20 protein-coding genes are annotated in these 22,739 nt (G+C 72.6%); 13 read left to right on the top strand and 7 right to left on the bottom strand.

Features of this window, described 5'->3' with window-relative positions; translation table 11 throughout:
* Window positions 1-37 precede the first annotated feature (37 nt).
* Window positions 38-793, bottom strand: coding sequence for an amino acid ABC transporter ATP-binding protein (locus ACGF5G_RS22005; RefSeq protein WP_393265449.1), 756 nt, complete (start codon window positions 791-793; stop codon window positions 38-40).
* Window positions 794-985: 192 nt separating this feature from the next.
* Between ACGF5G_RS22005 and selD the strand changes: the two genes are divergently transcribed.
* Together selD and ACGF5G_RS21995 are read left to right on the top strand one after the other, a co-directional pair.
* Window positions 986-1,975: a selenide, water dikinase SelD gene (gene selD, locus ACGF5G_RS22000; RefSeq protein ID WP_393265446.1), complete on the top strand. Its 990-nt coding sequence runs from the start codon at window positions 986-988 to the stop codon at window positions 1,973-1,975.
* Window positions 1,976-2,201: 226 nt separating this feature from the next.
* A complete protein-coding gene (locus ACGF5G_RS21995) occupies window positions 2,202-2,681 on the top strand; it encodes a hypothetical protein (protein WP_393265444.1) in 480 nt (159 codons plus the stop codon).
* Window positions 2,682-2,736: 55 nt separating this feature from the next.
* Here the strand turns inward: ACGF5G_RS21995 and ACGF5G_RS21990 are convergent, their stop codons facing one another.
* Window positions 2,737-2,967 carry a DUF2277 family protein gene (locus tag ACGF5G_RS21990; RefSeq protein ID WP_393265442.1) on the bottom strand — a complete coding sequence of 77 codons (231 nt, stop codon included), beginning with the start codon at window positions 2,965-2,967 and terminating at the stop codon, window positions 2,737-2,739.
* A 51-nt stretch (window positions 2,968-3,018) separates the two neighbouring features.
* Between ACGF5G_RS21990 and miaB the strand changes: the two genes are divergently transcribed.
* Entirely contained in the window at window positions 3,019-4,518 is a 1,500-nt protein-coding gene (miaB, locus tag ACGF5G_RS21985) for a tRNA (N6-isopentenyl adenosine(37)-C2)-methylthiotransferase MiaB (RefSeq protein ID WP_393265439.1), read from the top strand.
* A gap of 96 nt (window positions 4,519-4,614) precedes the next feature.
* On the opposite strand, the gene ACGF5G_RS21980 is transcribed toward miaB, so the two are convergent.
* Complete coding sequence (locus ACGF5G_RS21980) at window positions 4,615-5,823, bottom strand: DUF349 domain-containing protein (RefSeq protein WP_363704966.1); 1,209 nt, start codon at window positions 5,821-5,823, stop codon at window positions 4,615-4,617.
* A gap of 150 nt (window positions 5,824-5,973) precedes the next feature.
* Here ACGF5G_RS21980 and ACGF5G_RS21975 point away from each other — a divergent pair, with 150 nt between their 5' ends.
* The 3 genes from ACGF5G_RS21975 to dapF are packed head-to-tail and all read left to right on the top strand — an operon-like array spanning window position 5,974 to window position 8,547.
* Entirely contained in the window at window positions 5,974-6,744 is a 771-nt protein-coding gene (locus tag ACGF5G_RS21975; protein ID WP_393265437.1) for a class III extradiol dioxygenase subunit B-like domain-containing protein, read from the top strand.
* The gene (miaA, locus tag ACGF5G_RS21970; RefSeq protein ID WP_393265613.1) at window positions 6,729-7,688 is read left to right on the top strand and encodes a tRNA (adenosine(37)-N6)-dimethylallyltransferase MiaA; all 960 of its coding nucleotides are present in this window, start codon (window positions 6,729-6,731) and stop codon (window positions 7,686-7,688) included. The genes ACGF5G_RS21975 and miaA overlap by 16 nt, the downstream gene beginning before the upstream one ends.
* 7 nt (window positions 7,689-7,695) lie before the next feature.
* Window positions 7,696-8,547, top strand: a complete 852-nt coding sequence (gene dapF, locus ACGF5G_RS21965) for a diaminopimelate epimerase (RefSeq protein ID WP_393265435.1) — start codon at window positions 7,696-7,698, stop codon at window positions 8,545-8,547.
* Window positions 8,548-8,722: 175 nt separating this feature from the next.
* On the opposite strand, the gene ACGF5G_RS21960 is transcribed toward dapF, so the two are convergent.
* A complete protein-coding gene (locus ACGF5G_RS21960; RefSeq protein WP_357693731.1) occupies window positions 8,723-10,189 on the bottom strand; it encodes an NAD-dependent malic enzyme in 1,467 nt (488 codons plus the stop codon).
* Window positions 10,190-10,363: 174 nt separating this feature from the next.
* On the opposite strand from ACGF5G_RS21960, the gene hflX reads away from it, so the two are divergent.
* On the top strand, window positions 10,364-11,818 hold the full coding sequence (gene hflX, locus ACGF5G_RS21955) for a GTPase HflX (protein WP_393265432.1): 1,455 nt from the start codon (window positions 10,364-10,366) through the stop codon (window positions 11,816-11,818).
* A 51-nt stretch (window positions 11,819-11,869) separates the two neighbouring features.
* Window positions 11,870-13,603, top strand: a complete 1,734-nt coding sequence (locus tag ACGF5G_RS21950; protein ID WP_393265429.1) for a hypothetical protein — start codon at window positions 11,870-11,872, stop codon at window positions 13,601-13,603.
* 55 nt (window positions 13,604-13,658) lie between these two features.
* On the opposite strand, the gene lexA is transcribed toward ACGF5G_RS21950, so the two are convergent.
* Window positions 13,659-14,441 carry a transcriptional repressor LexA gene (gene lexA / locus ACGF5G_RS21945; RefSeq protein WP_393265427.1) on the bottom strand — a complete coding sequence of 261 codons (783 nt, stop codon included), beginning with the start codon at window positions 14,439-14,441 and terminating at the stop codon, window positions 13,659-13,661.
* Between the two features lie 569 nt (window positions 14,442-15,010).
* Between lexA and nrdR the strand changes: the two genes are divergently transcribed.
* The 3 genes from nrdR to ACGF5G_RS21930 all read left to right on the top strand — a co-directional run bounded on the left by nrdR (window position 15,011) and on the right by ACGF5G_RS21930 (window position 19,148).
* Window positions 15,011-15,511: a transcriptional regulator NrdR gene (gene nrdR, locus ACGF5G_RS21940; RefSeq protein ID WP_393265424.1), complete on the top strand. Its 501-nt coding sequence runs from the start codon at window positions 15,011-15,013 to the stop codon at window positions 15,509-15,511.
* A 68-nt stretch (window positions 15,512-15,579) separates the two neighbouring features.
* Window positions 15,580-18,453, top strand: a complete 2,874-nt coding sequence (locus tag ACGF5G_RS21935; RefSeq protein ID WP_393265421.1) for a vitamin B12-dependent ribonucleotide reductase — start codon at window positions 15,580-15,582, stop codon at window positions 18,451-18,453.
* A 113-nt stretch (window positions 18,454-18,566) separates the two neighbouring features.
* Entirely contained in the window at window positions 18,567-19,148 is a 582-nt protein-coding gene (locus tag ACGF5G_RS21930) for an NUDIX hydrolase (protein ID WP_393265419.1), read from the top strand.
* Window positions 19,149-19,321: 173 nt separating this feature from the next.
* Here ACGF5G_RS21930 and ACGF5G_RS21925 read toward each other — a convergent pair whose 3' ends face one another.
* Complete coding sequence (locus tag ACGF5G_RS21925; protein WP_393265417.1) at window positions 19,322-19,519, bottom strand: DNA-binding protein; 198 nt, start codon at window positions 19,517-19,519, stop codon at window positions 19,322-19,324.
* A gap of 67 nt (window positions 19,520-19,586) precedes the next feature.
* Here ACGF5G_RS21925 and ACGF5G_RS21920 point away from each other — a divergent pair, with 67 nt between their 5' ends.
* Together ACGF5G_RS21920 and ACGF5G_RS21915 are read left to right on the top strand one after the other, a co-directional pair.
* Window positions 19,587-21,167 carry a serine/threonine-protein kinase gene (locus ACGF5G_RS21920; RefSeq protein ID WP_393265414.1) on the top strand — a complete coding sequence of 527 codons (1,581 nt, stop codon included), beginning with the start codon at window positions 19,587-19,589 and terminating at the stop codon, window positions 21,165-21,167.
* 17 nt (window positions 21,168-21,184) lie between these two features.
* A complete protein-coding gene (locus ACGF5G_RS21915; protein WP_393265412.1) occupies window positions 21,185-22,120 on the top strand; it encodes a DUF2332 domain-containing protein in 936 nt (311 codons plus the stop codon).
* Window positions 22,121-22,224: 104 nt separating this feature from the next.
* Here the strand turns inward: ACGF5G_RS21915 and ACGF5G_RS21910 are convergent, their stop codons facing one another.
* Window positions 22,225-22,539 carry a TraR/DksA C4-type zinc finger protein gene (locus tag ACGF5G_RS21910; protein ID WP_350710945.1) on the bottom strand — a complete coding sequence of 105 codons (315 nt, stop codon included), beginning with the start codon at window positions 22,537-22,539 and terminating at the stop codon, window positions 22,225-22,227.
* Between the last annotated feature and the right edge of the window lie 200 nt (window positions 22,540-22,739).

Raw genomic sequence — 22,739 nt, 5'->3', positions numbered from 1 at the left:
GAACCGCCGGGGGACGGCGCGCTCCAGGTACGGACGCCTAGTGCGTGAGGATCTTGGAGAGGAAGTCCCTGGCCCGCTCGCTGCGCGGGTTGGCGAAGAACTCGGCGGGCGGGGCGTCCTCGACCAGCTGCCCGTCGGCCATGAAGATGACCCGGTTCGCCGCGTGCCGGGCGAAGCCCATCTCGTGGGTGACCACGACCATCGTCATGCCCTCGCGCGCCAGCGACGTCATCACGTCCAGCACCTCGCCGACCATCTCCGGGTCGAGCGCGCTGGTCGGCTCGTCGAAGAGCATCGCCTTGGGCTGCATGGCCAGCGCGCGCGCGATCGCGACGCGCTGCTGCTGGCCGCCGGAGAGCTGGGCGGGGAACTTGTCGGCCTGGTTGGCGATGCCGACCCGGTCCAGCAGGGCCAGGCCGCGCTCGCGGGCCGCCGCCGGCTTCTCCTTGCGGACCTTGACCGGCCCGAGGGTGACGTTCTCGAGGATCGTCTTGTGCGCGAAGAGGTTGAACGACTGGAACACCATGCCGACCTCGCTGCGCAGCTTCGCCAGCGCCTTGCCCTCGGCCGGCAGCGGCTGCCCGTCGAAGGTGATCGTGCCGGAGGTGATCGGCTCGAGCCGGTTGATGGTGCGGCAGAGCGTCGACTTGCCGGAGCCGGACGGCCCGATGACCACGACCACCTCGCCGCGCCCGACCGACAGCGAGACGTCGTCCAGCACGTGCAGCGGCCCGAACCACTTGTTGACCGATTCCAGCACGATGAGCGGTTCGCCCGTCGCCACGTCGTCCACCGTCCCTGTCGTCGCGCACGGGGTCCGTTGACCCCCGGTGCGGCAACTTTAGGCGGGTGGATGTGGCGGAACGCAAGTCAGTTGGTCACGGAGCGGTAACACCCTTGCCGCTCGGGGCCGGGAGTCGGATTTTGACTCCGAAACCGGTCCGCCCGTTGGCGGCGCGGGGGTGTGTAAAAGATCATACGGGGCATGACGGACCCGGTACGGCTGACCCGGTACGCCCGCGGCGGCGGTTGTGCCTGCAAGATCCCACCCGGCGAGCTGGAGAAGATGGTCGCCGGCCTCGGCCCGGCCACCGGCACTTCGGACCTGCTCGTCGGCCTGGACCACGGCGACGACGCCGCGGTGGTCCGGCTCGACGAACGGACCGGCCTGGTCACCACCGCCGACTTCTTCACCCCGGTCGTCGACGACGCGTACGACTGGGGGCGGATCGCCGCGACCAACGCGCTCTCCGACGTGTACGCGATGGGTGGCACCCCGCTCGTCGCGCTCAACCTGCTCTGCTGGCCGCGCGACGTGCTGCCGCTGGAGCTGGCCCGGGAGGTGCTGCGCGGCGGGCAGGACGTGGCCCGGCACGCGGGATGCCACCTCGCCGGCGGGCACAGCGTCGACGACGAGGGCCCCAAGTACGGGCTGGCCGTCACCGGGGTGGTTCGGCCCGAGGAGCTGATCACCCTGGACGCGGGCCGGGCGGGGCTGCCGCTGTCGCTGACCAAGCCGCTGGGCGTCGGGGTGCTCAACACCAGGCACAAGGCCACCGGCGAGAGCTTCCCCGAGGCGGTCGCCGCCATGACCACCCTCAACCGGGACGCCGCGCGGGCCGCGGTGGCGGCCGGTGTGCGCTGCGGCACCGACGTGACCGGCTTCGGTCTGCTCGGGCACGCGTCCAAGATGGCCCGGGCGAGCCGGCTGACGGTGGCGATCGACGCGGCCCGGGTGCCCTACCTGGCCGGCGCCCGGGAGGCGGTGCGCGACGGGTACGTCAGCGGCGGCAGCCGCCGCAACCTGGAGTGGGTCGCCGGGTGGACGGACTTCGGCGGGATCGCCGAGGACGACCGGCTGCTGCTGGCCGACGCGCAGACGTCGGGCGGCCTGCTGGTCGCCGGCGAACTGCCGGGCGCCACCGTGGTCGGCGAGCTGCTGCCCCCCGGCGAGCACCGGGTCGTCGTGCGCTGACCGACCCGGTCGGAACGGGCGCGCCGCGGAGCGGGAAGTTCCGGGCGGGGCACCGTACCCGATAAACTGTCATCTTTCGGCCACTCGGAGCGATGGTGCCCGAGGAAATTTTGCCCGGAATGGTCACAGACCGGTAACTTGCCCCCGGCTGAGGTCATATGCCCCCCACCATCGTCAGTAAGGCCCGATCCGGAGGCCGGTGGGACGAGCACAGCGAGGAGGCGGCATGACCGAGCTGTGGAACTGGAGAATCGACCAGGTGCGGCCGGTGGAGGTCTACCCGGCACTGGCCGAGGCACTCGGTCGGGTGGTGATGCCCCTGGCGGCGGCCGACCCGGCCCGGCTGCCGACGCACGCGGTGATCTGCGACGTCTGGCAGGCGCCGGGGGAGTTCGCCACCATCGTGGACTGCTACGGCGTGCCCGACGGGCTCCCCGAGCACGCCAGCATCGCCGCGCTGGCGCGGCTGCTGGACCGCAACTGCCTGCTGCGCGACGACACCCTCGACGCCGGCCGGCACCTGCTCGTGGCCCCCGACGGCACGATCCGGCCGGTGCACTTCGACGTCCGCGAGACCGACGACGGCGAGGTGCTCGGCAACCAGCGGCTCTGCACCGAGGCCGATCCCCGCTGCCGCGGCTGGTCGCAGTGCCACCGCTCACGCTGGGCCCCCGACTCGGTGCTGCCCGCGCTCGCCGCCGCCTGAGACCAGCCGCGCCAGCACGCGGGGCGGCTCCCTCGGCGGCCCAGCGGGCGGCGGGTTAGCTCGCTGGGCGGGCGGAGCGGCCGCCGCGTACCTCCAGCTCGTTCAGCAGGGTCGCGGTGGCCGCGGCGACCGCGGCGACCGCCGCGTCGAAGGCCGCGGCGTTGTGCGCGGCGGGCCTGCGGAAGCCCGAGATCTTCCGGACGTACTGCAGGGCGGCGGCCTCGACGTCGGCCGGGCTCACCTCGGCGACGTACGGCTCACGAAGGGTCTTGATGCTCCGGCACACGGCTCCTCCTCGTTCGGTTCGGGATTCTCGCCCGGATACGCTGTCCGGGTCATGACTACCGCAGCGGCGAGCAGCCCGCGCACCTACCAGGTGCGCACGTACGGCTGCCAGATGAACGTGCACGACTCCGAGCGCATCTCCGGGCTGCTGGAGCAGGCGGGCTACGTGCGCGCCGCCGAGGCCGACGACAACCCGGACGTGGTGGTGTTCAACACCTGCGCGGTCCGGGAGAATGCCGACAACCGGCTCTACGGCAACCTCGGTCACCTGCGTCCCGTCAAGGACAGGCACCCGGGGATGCAGATCGCCGTCGGCGGCTGCCTCGCCCAGAAGGACCGCGGCGAGATCGTCCGCAAGGCGCCCTGGGTGGACGTGGTCTTCGGCACGCACAACATCGGGTCGCTGCCGGTGCTGCTGGAGCGGGCCCGGCACAACGCCGCCGCCGAGGTGGAGATCATCGAGTCCCTCGACGTCTTCCCCTCGACGCTGCCCACCCGGCGCGAGTCCACGTACGCCGGCTGGGTGTCGATCTCCGTCGGCTGCAACAACACCTGCACGTTCTGCATCGTGCCCTCCCTGCGCGGCAAGGAGAAGGACCGCCGCCCCGGAGACATCCTCTCCGAGGTGCGCGCCCTGGTCGACGAGGGCGTGCTGGAGGTGACCCTGCTCGGGCAGAACGTCAACTCCTACGGCGTGGAGTTCGGCGACCGGCTCGCCTTCGGCAAGCTGCTGCGCGCCTGCGGCGACGTCGACGGCCTGGAGCGGGTCCGGTTCACCAGCCCGCACCCCAAGGACTTCACCGACGACGTGATCGCCGCGATGGCCGAGACGCCGAACGTCTGCCACTCGCTGCACATGCCGCTGCAGTCCGGCTCGGACGACGTGCTGCGCGCCATGCGCCGCTCGTACCGGGCCGACCGCTACCTCGGCATCATCGAGAAGGTCCGGGCGGCGATGCCGGACGCGGCGATCACCACGGACATCATCGTCGGCTTCCCCGGCGAGACCGACGCCGACTTCGAGCGCACCCTCGACGTGGTCCGCGAGGCCCGGTTCTCCTCCGCGTTCACCTTCCAGTACTCGAAGCGCCCCGGCACCCCCGCCGCCACGATGGAGGGCCAGCTCCCCAAGCAGGTCGTCCAGGAGCGCTACGAGCGGCTGGTCGCCTGCGTGGAGGAGATCACCTGGGCGGAGAACAAGCGGCTCGTGGGGGAGACCGTCGAGGTGCTGGTCGCCGTCGGCGAGGGGCGCAAGGACGAGCGCACCGGCCGGATGTCCGGCCGCGCCCGTGACGGCCGCCTCGTCCACTTCGACGCGGGTTCCCTCGCCGGGCAGATCCGCCCCGGCGACATCGTGCACACCACCGTCACGTACGCGGCCCCGCACCACCTCAACGCCGACGGCGAGCCGCTGTCGCACCGGCGCACCCGGGCCGGCGACGCGGCCGAGGCGGGGCGCTCCCCGCGTACGCCCGGGGTGCTGCTCGGGCTGCCCACGATCGGCGCGCCGGCCGCGGCGCCCGCGCCGACGACGGGCTGCGCCGCCCACTGACCCACGACGGGCCGGCCGCTCCCACCGCCGCGGCGGCTGCCCGGACACGCGAGAGCCCCCGGTCCGCGCGGACCGGGGGCTCTCGCGTGGCTCAGCTCAGCCGGCCTGCTCGGCGAGCTGGAGGAACTGCCGCTTCGAGGCGAGCGCCTGCTCGGCCTCCTTGATCCGCCGGGCGTCCCCGGCCGCCTGGGCCCGGGCCAGCCGCTCCTCGGCCTCGGCGACCTGCGTCCGCATCTGGGCCAGCAGCGGGTTGTCCTCCTTGGTGGTGCGTCGCCACGCGGAGTCCATCACCTCGCGGACCTTGTCGTCGACCGCCCGCAGCCGGCGCTCCAGCCCGGCCGCCGCCTCGCGGGGCACCCGGCCGGCCTCGTGCCACTGCGCCTGGATCTCCCGCAGCTTGGCCTGCGCGCCCTTCGGGTCGCCGTCGACGTCCAGCGCCTCGGCCTCGGCGAGCAGCGCCTGCTTGCGCTCCAGGTTGGCCCGCTGCTCGTTGTCGCGGGCCGAGAAGACCTCGCTGCGCCGGGTGAAGAACTCGTCCTGCGCGGCCCGGAACCTCTCCCAGAGCTTCTGCTCCGCCTCCTTGGAGGCGCGCGGGGCGGCCTTCCACTGGTTCATCAGGTCCTTGAGCTGGTTGGCGGTCGCCGCCCAGTCCGTGGAGTCCTTCAGCTTCTCGGCCTCGGCGACCAGCTCCTCCTTGACCGACTGCGCCTGCTTGCGCTGCGAGTCCAGTGAGGCGAAGTGGGCGCCCCGGCGGCGGGTGAAGCCGTCCCGGGCCGCGGCGAACCGCTTCCACAGCTCACCGTCGGTCTTCTTGTCGACCCCGCGGATGGTCTTCCACTCCTCGAGGATCTCCTTGAGCCGGTCGCCGGCGGTCTTCCAGCCGGTCGACTCGGCGGCCAGCTTCTCCGCCTCCTCCACCAGCGCCTGCTTGCGGGCGAGTGCCTCGCCCCGGGCGGCGTCCCGGGCGGCCTTGGCCTCGCCGGCCTTCTCCTCGGCGACGGCGGCGAGTCGGTCCAGCCGCGCGGCCAACGCGTCGATGTCGCCGACGACGTGCGCCTCGGCGAGCGAGGCGCGGATCCGGCGGATCGTCGTCAGCGAGTGGCCGGCGTCCGCCGCACCCGAGTTGAGCCGCGCCTCCGTCAGGTTGACCTCGGTCACCAGGTCGTCGAAGCGGCGGGCGAAGTGGGCAAGCCCCTCCTCGGGCGCTCCCGCCTGCCAGGATCCGACCACCCGCTCGCCGTCGGCGGTCTTGACGTACACGGTGCCGTCCGCGTCCACCCGTCCGAAGGCAGTCCAGTCGCTCATGTGCCCATCCTCGTTCTCCCGGCGTCGGGGACCGGTCCCACGATCGCCGCCACGGCGCAGCAAAGTTACTCCCGGCATTGTCACAGGTCCGCCCCCGTCCGCGTCGAGCGCCTATCGCCGACCGTGACCATACGGTGTCCTAGCCCCCGAATGACCGGATCGGCGCGGGGACGCACCGGGGGGTCCCGCTACGGTGAACGGGTGCCCCTGGTCGCCGCCGCCGTCTGCCCGCATCCGCCCCTGCTCGTGCCCGAGGTGGCCGGTGCCGCCGCCGCTGAGCTGGACGAACTCCGCACGGCCTGCGACGCGGCCGTCGGCCGGCTGCTCGCCGCCTCGCCTGACCAGATCGTGCTGGTCGGCGCCGGGCCGGAGACCGTCCGCTTCCGGGCCGCCGACTACGGCTCCCTGCGCGCCTACGGCGTCGACCGCCACGTCCGGCTGTGGAAGACCAACTGCGGCGGTGGGGAGCGGCTGCCGCTGAGCCTGACCGTCGGCGCGTGGCTGCTCGGCAGGGCGGGGACCGACCTGCCCCGGTTCGCCCAGTCGGTCGCCGCCGACGCCTCCCCGGGCGAGTGCGCCGCGCTCGGGGCGGAGCTGGTGCGCCGCGCCGAGGGCCGGGTCGCGCTGCTGGTGATGGGGGACGGGTCCGCCTGCCGGGGCGAGAAGGCGCCCGGCTACGACGACCCGCGCGCGCAGGCGTACGACGAGGGGGTCGCCCGGGCCCTGGCGGACGCGGACGCCGACGCCCTGCACGGCTTGGACCCGGTGCTGTCGGCCGAGCTGAAGGTCGCCGGTCGGGCGGCCTGGCAGGTGCTCGCCGGCGCGGCGGGCGCGGCGGGCGGGCGCTGGCACGGTGAGCTGACCCACGACGCGGCGCCCTACGGCGTGGCCTACTTCGTGGCCACCTGGGAGCCGGCGTGACCGGGCCGGCCGACGCCGGCGGCGGCCACCCGCCGGTCGGGACGGTGGTCGCGGTGGTCGGGCCGACGGCGGCCGGGAAGTCCGCACTGAGCATCGCGCTCGCGCACGCCCTCGACGGCGAGGTGGTCAACGCCGACTCGATGCAGCTCTACCAGGGCATGGACATCGGCACCGCGAAGCTCACCCCGGCCGAGCGCGAGGGGGTGCCGCACCACCTGCTGGACGTCTGGGACGTCACCGAGCCGGCGAGCGTGGCGGAATACCAGCGGCTGGCCCGCGCGGCGGTCGACGACATCCTGGCCCGGGGCCGGGTGCCGCTGCTGGTCGGCGGCTCCGGCCTCTACGTGCGGGCGGTGCTGGAGCGGTTCGAGTTCCCCGGCACCGACCCGGCGGCCCGCGAGCGGCTCGAACGGGAGCTGGCCGAGACCGGCCCGGCCCCGCTGTACGCCCGGCTGCGGGAGGCCGACCCGGTCGCCGCGGCGGGGATCCTGCCCACCAACGGCCGGCGGATCGTGCGGGCGCTGGAGGTCATCGAGCTGACCGGGGCGCCGTTCACCGCGTCGCTGCCCGGCCCGACGCCGTACTACCCGTCCGTGCAGCTCGGGGTGGACCTGGACACGGCGCTGCTGGACGAGCGGATCGCGCTGCGGGTGGACCGGATGTGGGCCGACGGCCTGGTCGCCGAGACCCGCGAGCTGGTCGGCCGCGGCCTGCCGCAGGGGCGGACGGCCAGCCGGGCGCTCGGGTACCAGCAGGTGCTGCGCTTCCTGGCCGGGGAGATCACCGAGGGCGAGGCACACGACGAGACGGTCCGGGCCACCCGGCGGTTCGTCCGCCGGCAACGCTCCTGGTTCCGCCGTGACCAGCGCATCCACTGGCTGGACTCGGCCGCGCCGGACCTGATCCCGGCCGCCCTGCGCCTGCTGCCGGCCGCTGCGCGATGATGGGGGTGTGGAGTACACCAAGGGCCACGGCACCGGCAACGACTTCGTCATCCTGCCCGACCCGGACGGGGCGCTCGACCTGACGCCCGGGCTGGTCGCCGCGATCTGCGACCGGCGGCGCGGCCTCGGCGGCGACGGCGTGCTGCGGGTGGTGCGGGCGGCCAAACACCCCGAGGGCGCCGCCCTGGCCGGCGAGGCCGAGTGGTTCATGGACTACTGGAACTCCGACGGCTCGTTCGCCGAGATGTGCGGCAACGGCGCCCGCGTCTTCGTCCGCTACCTGCTGGCGTCCGGGCTGGCCACGCCGGTCGGCGCGGCGCTGCCGGTGGCCACCCGGGCCGGCCTCGTGCGCGCGCGCGTCGAGGGGGACGCCGTCGCCGTCGAGATGCGCCGCCCCCGGGTGTACGACGCCTCGACCGCCACCCTGGGCGGCTTGACCCTGCCGGGCGCGGCGGTGGACGTCGGCAACCCGCATCTGGTCTGCGCGCTCCCGACCGGGCTGGACCTGACCGGCCTCGACCTCACCCGCGCGCCGGAGTTCGACCCGGCTGCCTTCCCGGCCGGAGTGAACGTCGAGTTCACCGCGCCCGGCGAGCCGGTCGACGGCGCCGACGGGCACGTGCTGATGCGGGTGTACGAGCGCGGCTCCGCCGAGACGCTCTCCTGCGGCACGGGCGCGTGCGCGGTGGCCGCCGTGGCCCTGCGCGACGCCGGCCGGGACACCGGGGTGATCGCCGTGGACGTCCCCGGCGGTCGCCTCACGGTCACGGTCACCGAGGACTCCTGCTGGCTGGCCGGCCCCGCCGTCCTGGTCGCGGTCGGCGAGGTCGATCCCGCCGCCCTGACCGCCCCCGCCTGACCCCAGCCTCCCCCTGCCCTCTCGCCCCATCCACCCGCCACGACCCACGGCGCGATCTTGCACTTCCGGCCCGTGTTTTGTCGGCTCTGTCCCGAATGCCTGGGCAGGAACTGCAAGATCGCCGGGGTGGGGCGGGGTGGGCCGGGGTGGGTGGGGCGGGGTGGGGTGTGGGGTGTCAGGGGGTGGCGCTGGCTTCGGCGGCGATCTCGGGGAGGTCGGCCGGGCCGGGGTCCGCGGCCGGGGCCGGGGCCGGGTTCTGGGCGGCGGCGCGCACCGCCGCGGCGACCGCCGGGGCCACCCGGGAGTCGAAGACGCTGGGCACGATCACCGTCGGGTTGATCTTGTCCTCGCCGACCACGTCCGCGATGGCCCGGGCGGCGGCGATCGCCATCTCCTCGGTGAACTCCTCGGCGTGCGCGTCCAGCATGCCGCGGAAGACACCCGGGAAGGCGAGCACGTTGTTGATCTGGTTCGGCTGGTCGGAACGGCCGGTGGCGACCACGGCGGCGTGCTTGCGCGCCTCGCGCGGGTCGACCTCCGGGTCCGGGTTCGCCAGCGCGAAGACGATGGCGTCCTTGGCCATCATGGCGATGTCGTCGCCGGTGAGCAGGTTCGGCGCGCTGACGCCGATGAAGACGTCCGCGTCGCGTACCGCCCCGGGCAGGTCACCAGCGTAGTTGTCCTTGTTGGTGTGGTCGGCCAGCCACTGCCAGGCCGGGTTGAGCCCGGTCAGGCCGCGGTGCAGGGCGCCCTGCCGGTCGTACGCGATGATGTCGCCCACGCCCTGGCGCAGCAGCAGCTTCATGATCGCGGTGCCGGCCGCGCCGGCGCCGGAGACCACGACCCGGACGTCCGCGAGCTGCTTGCCCACGACGCGCAGCGCGTTGGTCAGCGCGGCCAGCACGCAGATCGCGGTGCCGTGCTGGTCGTCGTGGAAGACCGGGATGTCCAGCGCCTCCCGCAGCCGGGCCTCGATCTCGAAGCAGCGCGGCGCGGCGATGTCCTCCAGGTTGATCCCGCCGTACGCGGGCGCGATGGCCTTGACGATCTGCACGATCTCGTCGGTGTCCTGGGTGTCCAGGACCACCGGCCAGGCGTCCACCCCGCCGAAGCGCTTGAACAGCGCCGCCTTGCCCTCCATCACCGGCAGCGACGCCGCCGGCCCGAGGTTGCCCAGGCCCAGCACGGCCGAGCCGTCGCTGACCACGGCCACGGTGTTGCGCTTGATGGTGAGCCGCCGGGCGTCGGCCGGGTTCTCCGCGATCGCCTGGCAGACCCGGGCCACCCCCGGGGTGTACGCGCGGGACAGCTCGTCGCGGGTGCGCAGCGCCACCTTCGAGCTGACCTCGATCTTGCCGCCGAGGTGCAGCAGGAACGTCCGGTCGGAGACCTTGCGCACGTCCACGCCGTCGAGCGCGGTCAGCGCGTCGACCACCTGGTCGGCGTGGGCGGCGTCGGCGGTGTCGCAGGTCAGGTCGACGATCACGTGGGTCGGGTCGGAGTCGACCACGTCGAGCGCCGTGACGATCGCGCCGGCCTCGCCGACGGAGGTGGTCAGCCGGCCGATGGAGGACGCGTCCGCAGGCACGGCGATCCGGATGGTGATCGAGAATCCGGCACTCGGAAGTCGGGTGATTGACACAGGATCCCTCCGTCGACGCTGAGCGGCTCGCACCGCATTTCTACTCGCCCACCCGGGCCGGCCCACCGGCCGCCCCCGCTTTTGTGGCATTTCACGCGGGCATATAGCGGGTGCGCCCGGCGTTGACACATGTCAGGATTGCTCGGTACGTGACAGAACGGACAGGAGACCAGCTTGACCAACCAGGAGACCTACCTCCCCTACACCGACGACGAGCTCGACGCCACCACCGGCGAGTTCGAGCTGTCAGAGCGGCAGGCGCTGCGGCGGGTCCCTGGCCTCTCCACCGAGCTCGCCGACATCACCGAGGTCGAATACCGCCAGCTGCGCCTGGAGCGCGTGGTCCTGGTGGGCGTCTGGACCGAGGGCAGCCAGAGCGACGCCGAGAACAGCCTCACCGAGCTGGCCGCGCTGGCGGAGACCGCCGGCTCGCAGGTGCTCGAAGGGCTGATCCAGCGGCGCAACCGCCCCGACCCGGCCACCTACATCGGCCGGGGAAAGGTCGACGACCTCGGTTCGGTCGTGCTCTCCAGCGGCGCCGACACGGTGATCTGCGACGGCGAGCTGTCGCCGTCCCAGCTGCGCAACCTGGAGCAGCGCACCAAGGTCAAGGTGGTGGACCGCACCGCGCTGATCCTCGACATCTTCGCCCAGCACGCCAAGAGCAAGGAGGGCAAGGCGCAGGTCGAGCTGGCCCAGCTCGAATACCTGCTGCCCCGCCTGCGCGGTTGGGGTGAGACGCTCTCCCGGCAGACCGGTGGTAGCGGTCGTGGCGGGGGCGCCGGCGGCGGCGTGGGCCTGCGTGGCCCCGGTGAGACCAAGCTGGAGACCGACCGGCGCCGGATCCGCCACCGCATCTCCCGGCTGCGCCGGGAGATCAAGGGCATGCGGTTGGTACGCCAGACCAAGCGCGCCCGGCGGTCCCGCAACGCCGTTCCCGCCGTCGCCATCGCCGGCTACACCAACGCCGGCAAGTCCAGCCTGCTCAACCGGTTGACCGGCGCGGGTGTGCTGGTCGAGAACGCGCTCTTCGCCACCCTCGACCCGACCACCCGCAAGGCCACCACCTCCGACGGGCGGCTCTACACCCTCTCCGACACCGTCGGCTTCGTCCGGCACCTGCCGCACCAGATCGTCGAGGCGTTCCGCTCGACGCTGGAGGAGGTGGCCGAGGCCGACCTGGTGGTGCACGTCGTCGACGGCACCCACCCGGATCCGGAGGAGCAGGTCCGCGCCGTCCGTGAGGTGCTCGCCGAGGTGGGCGCCGACCGGCTGCCCGAGCTGCTGGTGGTCAACAAGACCGACGCGGCCGACGAGGAGACGCTGCTGCGGCTCAAGCGGCTCTGGCCGGAGGCGGTCTTCGTCTCCGCGCACACCGGGCGCGGGCTCGACGGGCTGCGCGAGGCCGTCGAGGAGCGGCTGCCCCGCCCGGCGGTGGAGGTCCGCGCGGTGCTCCCGTACGACCGGGGCGACCTGGTGGCGCGGGTGCACCGGCAGGGTGAGGTGCTGAGCACCTCCCACCTGCCGGAGGGGACGCTGGTGCACGTCCGGGTGGGCGAGGCGCTCGCCGCCGAGCTGGCCCCGTTCCGAGCGGCGGCGGAGAGCCAGGCGGTCGCGTCCGCCCGGTGACGGCGTCCCGGCGTCACCCGGCGGAAACCTGCGGCATGCGACACTGATTCAATGCGCCGCGCTGTTGCTTCGGTCACGGTCGCCCTCGGCTTGCTGGGGGCGACCGTGGCGTGTGCGGGGGCCGCCCTGGCGGCGCCCGCCTCGGCCTCGTCCCCGCTCACGGCCGCCGCCGGCAAGAAGCGGTGCGCGGTGACCGACGAGCGGCTGCGCGAGCTGTCCGGCCTGGTGGCCACCAAGAGCGGCTACATCGTGATCAACGACGGCACCGAGGTGGAGAGCCGCAAGCGGGTCTTCTTCCTCGACGCCAAGTGTGAGATCTCGAAGGAGCCGGTCCGCTACTCGGGCGGTGGCCCCTCCGACACCGAGGATCTCGCGCTCTCCCCGGACGGCAAGACGCTTTGGATCGCCGACACGGGCGACAACGTCACCAGCCGGAACCGCCGCGAGCGGGTGGCGCTGTGGACCATGCCGGTCAACGGGTCCAAGCGGCCGGTGCTGCACCGGCTCTCCTACCCCGAGGGCAAACCGCACGACGCCGAGGCGTTGCTCATCGGCGACGACGGCAACCCGCTGATCATCACCAAGGTGATGTCGGGCAAGGCGCAGATCTTCACCCCCGCCGCGAAGATGAAGAGCGGGGACACCGAGGCGGTGCCGATGAAGAAGGTCGGCGAGATCGCCCTGCCGAGGACGGACACGGACAACCGGCTCGGCGCTCCGGGCCGCGTGGCGATCACCGGAGCCGCCCGTTCCCCCGACGGGTCCCGGGTGGTGGTGCGCACCTACGCCGACGCCTTCGAGTACGACGTGACCGGCGGCGACATCGTGGCGGCCCTGACCTCCGTCAAGCCCCGGGTGACGGCGCTGACCGATCCGTTCGGTGAGGCGATCGCCTACACCCCGGACGGCAAGACGTTCGTCACCGTCTCCGACGGCGGCCAGCTCGACGAGGCCGAGCCGGTCGAGATTCTCAGCTACACCCCCTCCACCGAGGGCGCGAAGCCGGTCGCCGGCAAGGGCGACGCGCCGAAGAAGGCGGCCGGGCAGTCGTGGCTCGACGGCCTGAGCCTGAGCGACATCACGTACATCATCGCCGCGGTCGGCGTGATCGGCGCGCTGATGGTGGCCGCCGGCGTCTTCGGCATCCTGCGGGCCCGGCGCAGACCGGCCGCCCCGCGTCGGGACGCCGACGGGCCGGAGCGCGACGACCTCGCCGACGATCCGCGGGGCCCGGCGGACGACGACTTCCTGCCGCCGGGCGACCGGGCGCGGGGCGGCGTCTACGGTGGCGCGCCCTCCGGTGGCGTCTACGGCGGTGCGCCCGGTGGCGGGCGGGGCGGGGCGGTCCCGGCGGGCGGTGGTCGCGGCGGGGCCGCGCCGGCCGGCGGCGGGGTCTACGGCGGTGGCCGCCCGGCCGGCGGCGTCTACGGTGGCGGTCGCCCTGCCGGCGGTGGTGGTGGCGGCGGTCGCCCGGCCAGTGGCGGTGGCGGAGCCTACGGTGGCGGCCGGCCGCCGGGCCCCGGTGGCCCCGCAGGCGGTGGCGGCGGTGGCCGGCAGGGTGGCGGCGGCCGTCCCGGTGGTGGCGTCTACGGCGGCGGGGGCCAACCGGGCCCCGGCGTCCACGGCGGCGGTGGCCGGGCGGAGCCGCCCCGTCGCGGCGGCGAGCAGGATCCTCGCGGTCAGCGGCCGGCCCGCCGGCGCGACGAGGGCTACGACGACGGCCGCGGCGGCCCCAACGGCCACGGGCGGGGTGGCGGCCGCGGCTACCGGGGCGACCGCTACTGACGTCCCTGAGCCTCCGGGGGCCGCCGTCGGCGACCGCTCCGGAGGCGCCACGGGGTCAGATGCGGCGCAGCACCGCGACGACCCGGCCCATGATGGTCGCGTCGTCGCCGGGGATCGGGTCGAAGGCCGGGTTCTGCGGCATCAGCCAGACGTGCCCGTCACGGCGGCGGTAGGTCTTGACCGTCGCCTCGCCGTCGAGCATCGCGGCGACGATGTCGCCGGCCTCGGCGGTCGGCTGCTGCCGGACCACGACCCAGTCGCCGTCGCAGATCGCCGCGTCGAGCATCGAGTCGCCCTTGACCTGGAGCATGAAGACCTCGCCCTCACCCACCAGTTCGCGGGGAAGGGGGAAGATGTCCTCCACGGCCTGCTCGGCGAGGATCGGGCCACCGGCCGCGATCCGGCCCAGCATCGGCACGTACGCCGGGGCGGGGCGCTGCGAGCGGGTCAGCTCGTCGTCGACGTCGCTGGGGGCCCGGACGTCCACGGCGCGCGGCCGGTTGGGGTCGCGGCGCAGGAAGCCCTTCTTCTCCAGCTCCTTGAGCTGGTAGGCGACGCTGGACGGCGACACCAGGCCGACCGCCTCGCCGATCTCGCGCACGCTCGGCGGATAGCCGTGCCGGTCCACCCAGGTGCGGATGAACTCCAGGATCCGCCGCTGCCGGGCGGTGAGATCCACCGTCGCCGGGTCGGGGAAGGCGCTCACCACCGGGGTGACCGGGCGCACGGCGGGCTGCCCGGCCCGGCTGCGCGCGGCGCTCCGGCGTCGGGTGGCCGGCGGGCCCGCCTCGGTGATCTGCTGCGGGCTCTTCGGCCGGCTGGCCCGGTCCTCGGTCACGTCCGTCCTCCCTGGTCGGCGCTGGGTGCCTTGGCGGCTCGTGGTGCGTGCGGCGGTGCGTGGTGACCGGTGACGGAACGATCCGCGCCCGGTTGTTCATGACCGTATAGGTGAGATCGGTCATTTTCAAACGTCTGTACGACATCACCTCGGCGTGTCGGGGTGAAAAGTGGCCCTGCTCGTACTCACGTTCTGATAAATGGTACGTCGGGTCGAACGGGTGTTCGACGCCTGCCCGATCGGCGGCGGTTTCGCCGCGACCGGACGAATAACCCCGGGAGGCGTCGGACGGTTGGTTCTGCGGCGGGTGGCGCCGGCCGGGGTCGACTCCGGATGGCGGTGACGCGCCGGACACGCCGCTCAACTTGACCGCGGATCGTCGGCGGCATACGGTCGACCCCTAGATGTAGTAGTCACACGGGCGTAAGTCGCCTACAGGTTGGGTTCGACTACCGACCGCACTCCCGTACCGTCGACACGGCGAAGACCATCGACAGATGGCTCCGCCGCGCTGACGCGTGCCCGGGAAGCGGTCGGCGTGCCCGCAGTCGATGAAGGAGGTCGGGCCGATGCGGTGTCCGTACTGCCGGCACGCGGACTCCCGGGTGGTCGACTCGCGGGAGGCCGACGACGGCCAGTTGATCCGCCGGCGGCGGTCCTGCCCGGAGTGCGGGAAGCGGTTCACCACGGTGGAGGAGGCGGTCCTCGCGGTCGTCAAGCGCAGCGGGGTCACCGAGCCGTTCAGCCGCACGAAGATCATCGGCGGGGTGCGCAAGGCGTGCCAGGGGCGGCCGGTGGACGACGACTCGATCGCGCTGCTCGCGCAGAAGGTCGAGGAGACCGTCCGGGCCAAGGGGGCCGCCGAGATCCCCAGCCACGAGGTGGGGCTGGCCATCCTGGGTCCGCTGCAGGACCTGGACGAGGTCGCCTACATGCGGTTCGCCAGCGTCTACCGGTCGTTCGACTCGCTCGCCGACTTCGAGCGGGAGATCGAGACGCTGCGGGCCGCCGCACGCGCCCGGGAGGGCGCCGGGGCCGACGCGGCCGAGGCCGCCGGCCGTACCAGTTGAAGTTCTTCGCAGTTGATGACAGTCGGATCGCGTGGCGAGGTGGCCGCGCGGACGAGGGGGCGGATGAGATGTCGGGGGATGGTGTGACGACGAGCAGGGCACGGAGCAAGGCCGGCGCGGGGCTCAAGATCGAGCGGGTGTGGACCACCGAGGGGGTGCACCCCTACGACGAGGTCGCCTGGGAGCGCCGCGACGTCGTGATGACGAACTGGCGCGACGGCTCGATCAACTTCGAGCAGCGCGGGGTCGAGTTCCCGGAGTCGTGGAGCGTCAACGCGGCGAACATCGTGACCACCAAGTACTTCCGGGGCGCGGTGGGCACCCCGGAGCGGGAGTGGTCGCTCAAGCAGCTGATCGACCGGGTGGTCACCACCTACCGCACCGCCGGTGAGGAGTACGGCTACTTCGCCAGCCCGGCCGACGCCGAGGTCTTCGCCCACGAGCTGACCTGGATGCTGCTGCACCAGGTGTTCAGCTTCAACTCGCCGGTCTGGTTCAACGTCGGCACGCCCTCGCCGCAGCAGGTCAGCGCCTGCTTCATCCTGGCCGTCGACGACTCGATGGACTCCATCCTCGACTGGTACAAGGAGGAGGGGCTGATCTTCAAGGGCGGCTCCGGCTCCGGGGTCAACCTGTCCCGGATCCGCTCCTCCCGCGAGCTGCTCTCCTCCGGCGGCAACGCCTCCGGCCCGGTCAGCTTCATGCGCGGCGCGGACGCCTCCGCCGGCACCATCAAGTCCGGCGGCGCCACGCGGCGCGCGGCGAAGATGGTCATCCTCGACGTGGACCACCCGGACATCCAGGAGTTCGTGGTCACCAAGGCGCGCGAGGAGGACAAGATCCGCGCGCTGCGCGACGCCGGGTTCGACATGGACCTGGGCGGCGCCGACATCGTCAGCGTGCAGTACCAGAACGCCAACAACTCGGTCCGGGTCTCCGACGAGTTCATGACCGCCGTGGAGAACGGCGGCGGCTTCGACCTGCGCGGCCGGCTCGACGGCGCGGTGATCGAAACCATCGACGCCAAGAACCTTTTCCGCTCCATCTCCCAGGCCGCCTGGGAGTGCGCCGACCCCGGCCTGCAATACGACGACACCATCAACGACTGGCACACCTGCCCGGAGACCGGGCGGATCACCGCGTCGAACCCGTGCTCGGAGTATCTGCACCTGGACAACTCCTCGTGCAACCTGGCCTCGCTGAACCTGATGAAGTTCCTCCGCGCCGACGGCGGCTTCGAGGTGGAGAAGTTCGTCAAGTCGGTCGAGTTCGTCATCACCGCGATGGACATCTCGATCTGCTTCGCCGACTTCCCCACCGAGAAGATCGGTGAGACGTCCCGCGCCTACCGGCAGCTCGGCATCGGCTACGCCAACCTCGGCGCCCTGCTGATGGCCTCCGGCCTCCCGTACGACTCGGAGCAGGGCCGCTCGGTCGCCGCGGCGATCACCTCGCTGATGACGGGCACCGCCTACCGCCGCTCGGCCGAGCTGGCCGGTGTCGTCGGCCCGTACGACGGCTACGCCCGCAACGCCGAGCCGCACAAGCGGGTCATGCGCAAGCACGCCGCCGCCAACGACGAGATCAAGCCGGCGGGCACCGTGGCCACCGCGATCGTCCGCGAGGCGACGAAGCAGTGGACCCAGGGCAACAAGATCGGTGACAAGTTCGGCTGGCGCAACTCGCAGGCCAGCGTGCTCGCCCCGACCGGCACCATCGGCTTCATGATGGACTGCGACACGACCGGCGTGGAGCCGGACCTGGCGCTGGTCAAGTTCAAGAAGCTGGTCGGCGGCGGCTCCATGCAGATCGTCAACCAGACCGTGCCGCGCGCCCTGCGCAGCCTCGGCTACCCCGAGGAGCAGGTCGAGGCGATCGTCGAGCACATCGCCGACCACGGCCACGTGGTGGACGCCCCCGGCCTCAAGCCGGAGCACTACCCGGTCTTCGACTGCGCGATGGGCGAGCGCTCCATCGCCCCGATGGGCCACGTGCGGATGATGGCGGCGATCCAGCCGTTCGTCTCCGGCGCCATCTCCAAGACGGTCAACATGCCGGAGGCGGCCACCGTCGAGGACGTCGAGAAGATCTACTTCGAGGGCTGGAAGCTCGGCCTCAAGGCGCTGGCGATCTACCGCGACAACTGCAAGGTCGGTCAGCCGCTCTCGGTGGCCAAGTCCAACAAGGCCACCGAGGCCGCCCCCGCCGAGGTGGAGAAGGTCGTCGAGAAGGTCGTCGAGTACCGCCCGGTGCGCAAGCGGCTGCCGAAGAAGCGCCCGTCCCAGACGGTCAGCTTCTCCGTCGGCGGCGCCGAGGGCTACCTCACCGCGTCGTCCTACCCGGACGACGGCCTCGGCGAGGTCTTCCTCAAGATGTCGAAGCAGGGCTCGACCCTGGCCGGCGTGATGGACGCCTTCTCGGTGGCCATCTCCATCGGTCTCCAGTACGGCGTCCCGCTGGAGACGTACGTCAGCAAGTTCACCAACATGCGCTTCGAGCCGGCCGGCATGACCGACGACCCGGACGTGCGGATGGCCGCCTCGGTGATGGACTACATCTTCCGTCGCCTGGCGCTGGACTTCCTGCCGTACGAGCGCCGCGCGGAGCTGGGCATCTTCACCGCCAGTGAGCGGGCCGCCCAGCTCCGGGCCGAGGCGGAGGCGGAGGCGAACGGTGCGGACCTCACCGCGATGGCCGCCTCCGCCCCGGTCGAGGCGCCGGCCGAGCCCAAGACCGGGCCGGTTGCCCAGCCGGCGCAGGAGGTCGCGGACGTCGCCGCCGCCAAGCCGGCGCCGTCCGTGGGTTCCAGCACGGAGCTGCTGGAGGCCGTGATCGGCAAGGCCGCCGACGCGCCGCTCTGCTTCACCTGCGGTACGAAGATGCGTCCGGCCGGTAGCTGCTACGTCTGCGAGGGCTGCGGCTCCACCAGCGGCTGCAGCTGACGTACGACCGCGATGAGCCCCGGGCGTTCCCGCGCCCGGGGCTCATTCCTTTCCGCCACCGGCCGGGCCATTCGTTGCTTCGGCTCTCGTGTGGATCTCGTACGCTCAGCTGCGTGTCAGAGTCATTGCCGTACCGGCGCCGCTCCGCGCGGGTTCTGCTGCTCGACAGCGCCGGACGGATCTTGCTCTTACGATTCCTGGTCGACCCCGACCCCGACCCCGACCCCGACCCCGACCCCGACCCCGACCCCGACCCCGACCCCGACCCCGACCCCGACCCCGACCCCGACCCCGACCTCGGCCACGGCTGGGTTACCCCTGGCGGCGGAGTCAACGACGGCGAGCCGTTACCGCACGCTGCGGCCCGCGAACTCCACGAGGAGATCGGCCTGGCGGTCGCCCCGCACCACCTCGGTCAACCGGTCGCCTACTGCGCGGGTTATGCGGACCTCGGCTGGGCCAGTGGCATGTTCCGCGACGATTTCTTCTACCACCGCATCGACACGCACGACGTCGACATCACGCGTATGGAGACACTCGAACGCACACACCACGCCGGACACCGGTGGTGGCCCCTCGACGAACTGGCCACGACCACCGACACCATCTACCCGTTCGGGCTCGCTCAACTGCTGGCCGACATCCTGGCCGGTCTTATCCCGCAACAGCCGGTCCAGCTGCCATGGCACCACTGACACCACGCCACCTCAGCAGTACAACCAGCGGCAGCGCCGGTCGACCGACCGACACGACCCCGCCGGGTTATCTACAGATGGTCGCCAAATCCGACGAGCGCTAGCCACCCGTCCGGGTACGGCGACACTGGGGGGCCCGCGCTGTCTCGCCCGTCCGTGATCGAGGTGCCTCGTCAGCGGTCCTCGTCGCCTTCGGTCGGGCGGGGTGGGCGGTTGTGTCGCGCCCACTCGTCCACCTCGTCCGCGTCCCAGATGGTCGTACCGATCAGGCGGGCGACCGGCTCAGGAAAGCCGGGCCTGCGGGTGATCTGCAGAACCCGCTGCCGTGACACGCCGAACAAGCCGCCAACTCGCACGCGATCCGAGGCCATGACCACTCCCTCATGGAACAACCTTCGATGGCTTCCTCGCCAGCGGACCCTGGCTATCCTTCCGAGCATGGCGGAGGAGCGGCGCACCCTGGCCGGGGGCCGGTATGTCTTGCAGGCCAAGCCGATCGGCAGCGGGGGCATGGGGGTGGTCTGGCGAGCTGTGGACACCCTGCTGGACCGCGACGTGGCAGTGAAGGAGCTACGACTGCCCGAGGGCCTGAGCGAATCCGAACATGAGGCGCTCCGAGAGCGTGCGATAACCGAGGCGCGGGCCGCCGGGCGGTTGGACCACCCCGGCATCGTGACCATTCACGATGTTCTGATCGAGGATGGCCACCCGTGGATCGTGATGGGCGTGGTCGAGGGGTCGTCTCTCTACTCGGTGGTGCGCGAGGACGGACCGCTGAGTCCGCGGCGGACCGCGGAGATCGGCGCGGGACTGCTTGCGGCACTGCGGGTCGCTCACGCTGCCGGCATCCTGCATCGCGACGTCAAGCCGCAGAACGTCCTGTTGGGGCGGGACGGGCGCGCCGTACTCACGGACTTCGGGATCGCCGCGGTCATCGGCGCCACCCGGGGCCTCACCGGGACTGGCTCGGTCATGGGCACGCTGGGCTACGTGGCGCCCGAGCGGCTGACCGGGCAGGGTGCCGAGCCGGCATCCGATCTGTGGTCGCTCGGTGCGACGCTGTACTTCGCCGTCGAAGGTCGGCCCGCGTACGACTCGGACGATCCGGCAGAACTGGTCGCTGCCGTGTTGAGCCGCGACCCCGGGCCGGCTGAACGTGCTGGTCTGCTGAGTCCGACGCTGCTCGGCCTGATGGCGCGTCGCCCGGGCGAACGGCTGTCTGCCGATGTGGCCGCGGAGCGTCTGCGGGAGGTCGCCGCCGGCGTCACGGCCGGCGACCACCCGACGGTTCGCGTCACCATGCCAGCCAAGGAGCAGGCCGCAGGGGCGACCAAGAAGCTGACCGAGCCGCTGCTGTCCGAGGGGAGCGGCCCGCGTGCCCGACGTGTCGCGCCCACGCGCATTGCCGCGATCATCTTCGCCACGGCCCTGGCGGCCGGCGCACTGGCGACCGGCTACGCGCTCGCGCCGGACGGGGCGCCGAATCGGGAGACCGGCCGGGCCGGGGACCAACAGGCCAGCAGCCCGTCGGCCACCACGCCCGCAGCCCCGTCCGCATCGCCGTCGGTCAGACGGTTCACGACCGCACCGAGCGTGTGCCTGTACCTGGCCGACCACCCCGAGGTCATTGCGCCGTTGATTCCCAGGGCCAAGCTCTGGTCCGCACACCAGGCCACGAACAGCTGTAAATGGGAGCCCGGCCAAGATCCCGACGACGGGGAACTCACCCAGCTCGACGTGGAGGCCCCCCTGCTCCCCGCCAACCTGGGTGGCTGTCCTACCGAGGGCGAGCGGCTTCCCGGCGTCGGCGAGGAGGCGTACATCTCCGAAGAGGGGGACCTCGACGAGCACGGCTGGCACGACCGTGACGTGCGTGTCTACTTTCGCGTCAACAACCTCGCGGTGTGCCTGAAGTACCGCCAAGCGTCCCGGACGTCGATGCCGCCCTCCGCCAAGGCTGCGGTGATCGAATTCACGCGGGCCCTGGACCAGTGGGTCAAGCGGGAGCCGGTGACCTAGTTGGCGATCATCAAGACATGACGATTGCCGAGAGCTACGCCGAGTTCGGCACCCGTGAGGCGCGCGGCGTGTCGTCGACCTACGAGCGCCTTTCCCTCGCGGTCTCGCGTGACGACGAACTGCTCGCGCTGGTCGAAACGCTCCCGCCGGCCAAGCGGCAGCCGAACCTGCTGTTCGGCGTCGTACGACTACTCGGCGGGCCCGTCGACGACCCGGCCGCGTTCCACGACTTCACGGTGGCGAACTGGCCGACGATCGAGGCGGAAATGCGCACCCGGGCCGTCCAGACGAACGAGCCCGGGCGGTGCGCCGTCCTGCTGCCGGTGCTCGCCGCGCTGCCGCAGCCGCTGGCGCTGCTGGAGGTCGGCGCGTCCGCCGGGTTCTGCCTCTACCCCGACCGGTACGCCTACCGCTACGGCGACCACCTGCTCGGCACGGGCGAGCCGGTCCTCGACTGCGCGCTCACCGGCACCGCGCCACCGGACCAGCTACCCGAGGTGGTGTGGCGGGCCGGGCTGGACCTGAACCCGCTGCGGGTCACCGACCCGGCGGACGTCGCCTGGCTCGACGCGCTCATCTGGCCGGAGCACTCGCACCGCCGCGCCCGGCTGCGGGCCGCCGCGGCCGTCGCCGCGACCGACCCGCCGCTGCTCGCGCGCGGCGACCTGGTGGACGACCTGCCGGCACTGGCCGCGCAGGCGCCGCCCGGCGCGACGCTGGTGGTGTTCCACACCTCCGTGCTCTATCAGGTGCCGGCTCCGCGCCGGGCAGCGTTCACCGAGCTGGTACGCGGACTGCCCGGCCACTGGATCGCGAACGAGACGCTGGGTGTGCTGCCCCACGACGCGCTGCCGGAGCCACCGGGCGAGGCGCTGCACAACGTGCTGTCCCTCGACGGCGTACCCCTCGCCTGGACCCGCACGCACGGCCAGGCGATGACCTGGTGGGGCTGACCTGGCGTCCGACACCGGGCGCGGTCGCGGCGTGACGGCCAGATCGCGTCCGCTCGGGTCGCGGGCTGCCTCCGCCGTACGAGGCAGCCCTCGACCCGGTTCACTCAGTACTGCTTCTGCTGGCAGGGCACGCAGAAGCGGGCGTGCGGCAGCACCTCCAGGCGTTCCCGGGGGATCGGCGCCTCGCACTTCTCGCAGATGCCGTAGCGGCCGTCGGCGATGCGCCGCAGCGCCCCGGTGATCTGGTCCAGGCTCTGCCGGGTCGCGGCGATCATCGCGCTCTGGGTGTGCGCCTCGCCCGGGTCGCCGGTGTCGGCCGTCAGCTGCGTGAGCCGGACGGTCTGCGCCTCGAAGTCGGTCGTCAGTGTCGCCCGCAGCTCATCGAGCCACTGCTGGTCCGGCTGGGTGTGCGTGGTCATGGCGTAGCTCCCTCTGAAAAAAGAAAAGGGCCGAAGCTTGAGAAGCTTCGCCCTGGTGGCCGTTCGCACAGTTGCAAGCGGTTCACGGAGGGCTACGTCCGGCGGGGACGGGGCTCGGGAGTCCGGAGGCCACCGAGCCGGCAGGCGACGGCGCGGCCGCGGATCGCACCACCCGGGTCTCGACGGTCACCGACAGGGCA

Source organism: Micromonospora sp. NPDC047730 (assembly GCF_043204765.1).
Lineage (GTDB): Bacteria > Actinomycetota > Actinomycetes > Mycobacteriales > Micromonosporaceae > Micromonospora.
This window is presented reverse-complemented; position numbering and strand designations above follow the sequence as displayed.

What these genes read in the sequence shown, in the direction of transcription:
- ACGF5G_RS21915 (WP_393265412.1), top strand. Translation starts at nt 21,185, where the DNA reads ATGACGATTGCCGAGAGCTACGCCGAGTTCGGCACCCGTGAGGCGCGC.
- ACGF5G_RS21935 (WP_393265421.1), top strand. Translation starts at nt 15,580, where the DNA reads ATGTCGGGGGATGGTGTGACGACGAGCAGGGCACGGAGCAAGGCCGGC.
- selD (WP_393265446.1), top strand. Translation starts at nt 986, where the DNA reads ATGACGGACCCGGTACGGCTGACCCGGTACGCCCGCGGCGGCGGTTGT.
- ACGF5G_RS21920 (WP_393265414.1), top strand. Translation starts at nt 19,587, where the DNA reads ATGGCGGAGGAGCGGCGCACCCTGGCCGGGGGCCGGTATGTCTTGCAG.
- ACGF5G_RS21925 (WP_393265417.1), bottom strand. Translation starts at nt 19,519, where the DNA reads ATGGCCTCGGATCGCGTGCGAGTTGGCGGCTTGTTCGGCGTGTCACGG.
- ACGF5G_RS21950 (WP_393265429.1), top strand. Translation starts at nt 11,870, where the DNA reads ATGCGCCGCGCTGTTGCTTCGGTCACGGTCGCCCTCGGCTTGCTGGGG.
- ACGF5G_RS21995 (WP_393265444.1), top strand. Translation starts at nt 2,202, where the DNA reads ATGACCGAGCTGTGGAACTGGAGAATCGACCAGGTGCGGCCGGTGGAG.
- ACGF5G_RS21910 (WP_350710945.1), bottom strand. Translation starts at nt 22,539, where the DNA reads ATGACCACGCACACCCAGCCGGACCAGCAGTGGCTCGATGAGCTGCGG.
- ACGF5G_RS21980 (WP_363704966.1), bottom strand. Translation starts at nt 5,823, where the DNA reads ATGAGCGACTGGACTGCCTTCGGACGGGTGGACGCGGACGGCACCGTG.
- nrdR (WP_393265424.1), top strand. Translation starts at nt 15,011, where the DNA reads ATGCGGTGTCCGTACTGCCGGCACGCGGACTCCCGGGTGGTCGACTCG.
- ACGF5G_RS21975 (WP_393265437.1), top strand. Translation starts at nt 5,974, where the DNA reads ATGACCGGATCGGCGCGGGGACGCACCGGGGGGTCCCGCTACGGTGAA.
- miaB (WP_393265439.1), top strand. Translation starts at nt 3,019, where the DNA reads ATGACTACCGCAGCGGCGAGCAGCCCGCGCACCTACCAGGTGCGCACG.